Genomic DNA, 6,779 nt, shown 5'->3' with positions numbered 1-6,779 from the left:
CGTGTGCGATCTGGCTGCATGTGCGCTCAGCTCGGCACCGCTAGCGTAAGGAGACACGCCAATGGATTGATTTTGCATATCCTGATCAAATTGTCCCAAATAGTTAAAGCTGATTTCAGGTTCGGTTACAAAACGCTCTTGCTCACATGCCGCGGACAGGTATCTCAGCATACCGTAGCCAATACCCTTTTGCGGAATCCGGCGTAGCCCTTCTTTCACCTGTTTGATGCGCTGTGAAAGGTCTTGGCTCACACTCATATCCAGCACAACCGGGAATTGGGTCGTAAACCAGCCTACCGTGCGCGTAATATCCAGCTCGGGCAGAATGGATTCCCGTCCATGGCCTTCCAGGTTGACGAGCACTCGTTCAATACCCGCCCAGCGATGAATAGCCAGGCCGAGTGCGGTCAGCAGCAAATCATTCATATCCGTGTTGTAGGCACGATGTGCTTGTTTTAACAGCTGCTCCGTTTCCTGAGCTGTCCACGTGACTGTCATGAGCTCGCTGTCTTTATTCAAGGAATGAAAAGGGGATTCGTCTTTTGGAAGCGGCTCATACACACCTTGTTCTACTTCTTGCCAGAAGGCGAGCTCTGCTGCCATTTCTGGGCCGTTCGCATAGTGAGACTGTCCCTCAGCCCAGGTACGGAACGAATCCGTTTTGTGCGGAAGACGAGTCGGTTGTCCGTTCAATGCTTGTTCGTAGGCTGTCGTAAGATCCTCGAACAAAATGCGCCAAGAAACGGTATCTACTACTAAGTGATGAATAGCTATCAGCAAATGATCTCCATCTGGGCAATGGAACAGCCCCAGCTTCATCAGCGGTCCTTCGCTTAAATGAATCCCCGCCTGAATTTCATTCGCTTTGGCCTCAATCGCCGCAGACACTTCCGACTCCTTCCTGAAGTCTGCCTGATCCAGCGTATACAGCTCACCCTCACCCACCGCGCGATTCCAAGCTTCATACCCGTGTTCGGTAGGACGGAAAACGATCCGCAGTGCATCGTGATGACTAACCATTTGATCCATCGCTGTGCGCAGTGCCGCTTCATCAAAACCATCCTTGCTATGCAGCATGATGGACTGGTTGTGATGATGAGCATCCGCCAGGTTTTGCTCCAAGAACCAGTGTTGAACGGGTGTCAGCTTCACCGCGCCCACCACTTCGCTTTGATCCGCCAATCGGGTAACGGATTGGACTTTCGGCGCCAATGCAGACACCGTTGGATGGCTGAACAGGTCTTTCATCTCCAGTCGATAACCTGCTTGTAGCAAGCGGGACGATACTTGCAGCGCTTTGATCGAATCGCCGCCCAGCTCGAAGAAGTTATCCTGCGTGCCTACGGCCTCCACGCCGAGCACTCCGGCCCATACCGTAGCCAATACTTGCTCCACCTTCGTACGTGGGGCCACATAGGCGACTCCGGTATGAATGCTGCCTTCCGGTTCCGGCAAGGCCTTACGGTCAATTTTGCCGTTGCTGGTCAGCGGGATCGTCTCCAGTCGCATCAGCCGTGCTGGCACCATGTGCGCTGGCAGTCCGGCTTCCAGCGCGGCCTGTACTTCCTCGATCCGCAGCTCGGTTTCTCCCGTGATGTATCCGCACAAATACTTGTGTCCACGCTCGTCCGTCCGGTCGATGACTACGGCTTGACGCACACCCGGCACCCGCTGAATCGCCGTTTCAATCTCGCCCAGCTCGATCCGATAGCCCCGGATTTTGACTTGATAGTCCATCCGGCCGATAAAGTCTACATTGCCGTCCGGCATCCACCGCGCCAAGTCGCCGGTGCGATACAAACGTTCACCCGGTACGTACGGGTTCGCTACGAATTTCTCGGCTGTCAGGTCCGCACGGTTCAGGTACCCCCGTGCGACCCCGATGCCGCCGATGCACAACTCGCCCAGTACACCGATCGGTACCGGATTCAGCTGGCTGTCTACGATGTAGAAGCGTGCGTTCAGCCACGCCTGTCCAATCGGCACATTCCCGCTGCTTGGCAGTTTCGACAGCTCTTCATCGTAGAAGCTGGAGTCAATCGCCGCTTCCGTGACGCCATAGCTGTTGATGATACGGATATCTGCGCCAAACCGTTCTTGCAGCACTCGGTAGTCCGTCACGCTGCAGCTATCCGAGCTCGTAATCAGCAGCTCCAGACTGCTCATGTCCAGCCCGTGTTCATGCACATGCTGCATAAACGGTACGATCAAGGCTGGAGTCGATTCGAACACGGTAATCTGATAATCGCGAATCCAGCCGTACAGACGGCTTGGATCAATCCGATCCTCTTTCGGACAGATGACCATCGTGCCGCCGTTATAAAGCGTCCGTGCAATATCGCCGACGAACACGTCGAAGGAGAAGCTGGCCAGTTGCAGCAGTCGGACCGGGAACTGGTTCAGACGGTAATCCCGGCGATACGCCGCAGCCGTATTGACCAAGCTGCGATGCTCGATCATGACGCCCTTCGGACGTCCCGTTGTACCGGACGTATAGATCACATACGCCAGATCCTGCGGCTCGTTGATGTGATCGACGTCTGTGACATCTCCGGTATACAGCGACTCATCGTCTAATGCTAGTACGGTGTGCAGACGCAGCCCTGTTGCTGGCTCGGATGCTGCTTCGCGGTCAGACTTCGAATCTGATTTCAAGCTTACGCCTTCACTCAGGTGGTCTCTTTCCATCAATTCAGCACCAGCCGCTGTTTCCAATTCACCCTCAGTCTGCCCTCCGCCCAAGGCCTGTTGGCTTTCCTCCAGCCACACCTGGGCACGGTCCTGCAAACTGGTTTGGGTCAACAGCACCGTCGCACCACTGTCCTCCAGCATGAAACGAATGCGCTCGGACGGATAGTCTGCATCCAGCGGCACATAGGCGCCTCCAGCCTTCCATACCGCTAGTACGCCGACCAGCATGTCTACCGAGCGTTCACTCAAAATGCCGACAATCGATTCGCGTCCAATGCCTTCCTTTCGCAATTTACGCGCCAATTGGTTCGCACGCTCGTTCAGCTGGCGGTACGTAAGCTGCTGCTCCTCGTACACCACCGCCACATGATCTGGCACAAGCTGTGCCTGTTCTTCCACATAGGCATGGAATAAGACTTCTGCTTCAGCCGCAACCTCCGATACGCCTACATCTCCAAAACCATAGAGGATTTGTGCCTTCTCCTCGACGGTTACCATATCCAAAGCTGCCAGTGGCTGCTGTGGATGAAGTGTAATGGCACGTACGAGTTCGGTAAAATGCTGTGCAAAGCGTGCAATGGTCTCCGGCTTGTACAGCGCCGTGCTGTATTCCAGACTGCACAGAATGCCTTCTGGCTGCTCTACGGCATCCAAGGTCAGATCAAATTTGGACGTAGGATTGTCCGTCGGATACGGCTTAAAGGTTAGGCCTTCCAGCTCGAACTCCTGCTGCTCAAATGTTTTCAGCTCAAACATCGTGTCAAACAGCGCATTCCGGCTCGTATCCCGCGTTAAATCCAGCTTTTCAACCAGCTCTTCAAACGGATATTCCTGATGCTCATACGCACGGAGCGCATGCTCTTTGACCTCTTGCAGATAATCCAGGAACGTTTTGTCGCCACACGGATAATTGCGAATCGCCAGCGTGTTGAGGAATACGCCTACCAGGCTCCCCAGTTCCGCATGTGGTCTTCCGGCAATCGGCGTGCCGACGATGATGTCCTCTTGACCCGTGTATTTATGCAAAAGCGTGCTATACGCTGCCAGCAACACCATGTACAAGGTAGAGCCAGTTTGCGCGGCCAGCTGCTTCAGCTGCTCGCTGTCCTCCATGCGGATCGCAAACTCAAATCGAGTTCCTTCCAGACGCTGTACAGCAGGTCTTGTAAAATCCGTTGGCATATCCAGCGCCGGGATTTCACCTGACATGGTTTTCAGCCAATAGCTTTCTTGCTCACGAAGGCGTTCACTTTGCATATCTGCATGCTGCCAAACCGCATAGTCCTTGTACTGAATCCGCAGTGGCGGCAGTTCCTGGCCTTCATACAATTGAGAGAACTCCTGCACGATAATGCCTTCCGTCACGCCATCCGAAATAATATGGTGCATGTCATAGAGCATGACGTGACGCCCCGGTCCATTTTCGATCAACTGAACCCGCAGCAATGGGGCTTGTGCGAGATCAAATGCACGTACAAAGTCCTGTGCGTACTGCGGTGTCTCTTCTTCACTTGCCTGTACATACTCCACGCTGAATGGGGCGCTGGATTCAATCCGCTGAATCACCTCACCATCCACCATCTCGAATCGGGTTCGGAGGGCCTCATGACGTTCAATCAGCTGGCGGAAGGCTTGTTCCAGTCTTTTTTTATCCAAGGAACCTTCGATAATCAAAGCTCCTGGCATGTTGTAGCTAACCTCTCCACCTTCCAGGTGACTCAGAACGTACATCCGTTTTTGTGCCGAAGAAACGGGGTAATATTCGCGCTCCTCTGCCACAGGTATGGATACATACGTTTGCTGGGTCTGATCTTCACCCATCACCTGTACCAATTGCTCAATCGTCGGATATTGGAAAATATCTCGCAAGGCCAGCTTGTGATTCAGCTCCTGATGAATTTTCGCCATCAGGGTAGTAGCACGCAGCGAATGTCCTCCCACTTCAAAGAAGTTATCCTGGATGCCTATTTGGTGATGATTCAGAACGCTTTTCCAAATACGGACCAGCTGCTCTTCCAGCTCTGTGCGCGGCGCAACGTACTCCGTGCCTCCTTCGAGGCGCGCTTCCGGTGCGGGCAACGCTTTGCGGTCGATTTTCCCATTCGGTGTCAGCGGGAAACGATCCAGGGGTACGACGTAGGTCGGGATCATATAGCCCGGCAGTTTGGGCTGCAGTGTGCTGCGCAGCTCCGGCAAATTCAGCGCCTCCGAGGCTACGACATACGCACACAGATCCTTGTCTCCGTCTTCGTTTTCCCAGGCGGTGACGATCGCTTTCTCAATGCCAGCCACAGTCAGCAGCTGCGCTTCCACCTCGCCCAGTTCAATCCGGAAGCCCCGGATTTTGACCTGATCATCCATCCGGCCGATAAAGTCTACATGGCCGTCCGGCATCCACCGCGCCAAGTCGCCGGTACGATACAGTCGTTCACCCGGCACGTACGGGTTCGCTACGAATTTCTCCGCCGTCAAGTCCGCACGGTTCAGGTACCCCCGTGCCACACCAGCACCGCCAATGCACAGCTCGCCCAGTACGCCGATCGGCACTGGATTCAGCTGGCTGTCCACAATGTAGAAGCGTGCGTTCAGCCACGCCTGACCAATCGGCACATGGCCGCTGCCTGGCAACTTCGACAGTTCTTCGTCGTAGAAGCTGGAGTCAATCGCCGCTTCCGTAACACCGTAGCTGTTGATGATGCGGATGTCCGCACCAAACCGCTCCTGCAGCACTCGGTAGTCTGTCACACTGCAGCTATCCGAGCTCGTGATGAGCAGCTCTAGACTACTCATGTCTAGTGCGTGTTCATGCACATGCTGCATAAACGGTACGATCAAAGCCGGTGTGGATTCGAACACCGTAATTTGATAATCACGAATCCATCCGTGGAGACGGCTAAAATCAATCCGGTCGTCTTTCGGACAGATGACCATCGTTCCCCCGTTATAGAGTGTCCGCGCAATATCGCCGACGAACACGTCGAAGGAGAAGCTAGCCAGTTGTAGCAGTCGTACCGGGAATTCGCTCAGGCGGTAACCCCGACGATAGGCCGCAGCGGTATTCACCAAGCTGCGATGCTCAATCATGACGCCCTTCGGACGTCCCGTTGTCCCCGACGTGTAGATCACATACGCCAGATCGTGCGGTTCATTGATCGGCTCGATATTCGTGGCATCCCCGGTGTACAGCGACTCATCGTCCAGCGTCAGTACGGTATGCAGACGCAAGTTCGCTACGGATTCAGATGCTGCTTCGCTGTCAGACTTCGAATCTGATTTCAAGCCTAAGCCTTCATTCAGGCTGTCTCTTTCCATCGTTTCAGCGCTAACCGCTGTCTCCAGCTCAACCTTAGCATTTTCATCGCCCAAAGCCCATTGGCTTTCATTCAGCCATGCTTGTGCGCGCTCCAGCAGGTCGGTTTGAGTTAACAGTACCGTCGCACCGCTGTCCTCCAGCATGAAACGAATCCGTTCGGATGGATAGTCTGCATCCAGCGGCACATAAGCGCCTCCGGCTTTCCACACCGCCAATACGCCGACCAGCATGTCTACCGAGCGTTCACTCAAAATGCCGACAATCGATTCGCGTCCAATGCCTTCCTTTCGCAATTTACGCGCCAATTGGTTCGCACGCTCGTTCAGTTTGCGGTACGTCAGCTGTTGCTCCTCATACACCACCGCCACGTGATCCGGCACAAGCTGGGCTTGTTCTTCCACATAGGCATGGAACAGGGCTCCCGCTTCAACAGCATCAGCACCTAATACCCCCACATTTCCAAATCCATCGATGAGTTGCTCTTTTTCCTCGGCGGTTACCATATTCAAAACTGCCAGGGGCTGCTGTGGATGATAGGCAATAGCTCGAACGATTTCCGCAAAATGCTGTGCCAATCGCGTCATGGTCTCCGGCTTATACAGCGCCGTGCTGTATTCCAGACGGCACAGAATACCTTCGGGCTGCTCCATGGCCTCCAAGCTCAGATCAAACTTGGCCGTATGATTGTCCAGTGGATAGGAGCTCAAGGTCAGACCTTCCAGCTCGAACTCCTGCTGCTCCATTGTTTTCAGCTCAAACATCGTGTCAAACAGCG

Annotated in this window: 1 protein-coding gene; it reads right to left on the bottom strand. The window is 54.3% G+C overall.

Annotated elements, in window-relative coordinates; genetic code table 11:
* Positions 1-6,779 (bottom strand): non-ribosomal peptide synthetase (locus tag MMB75_RS25805; RefSeq protein ID WP_277511594.1); only part of this gene is annotated, 6,779 nt, incomplete at both ends.

The organism is Paenibacillus sp. P2(2022), assembly GCF_029522175.1.
Classification (GTDB): domain Bacteria; phylum Bacillota; class Bacilli; order Paenibacillales; family Paenibacillaceae; genus Paenibacillus; species Paenibacillus polymyxa.
The sequence above is the reverse complement of the archived record's forward strand: the minus strand, read 5'-3'. Positions and strand labels throughout refer to the sequence as shown.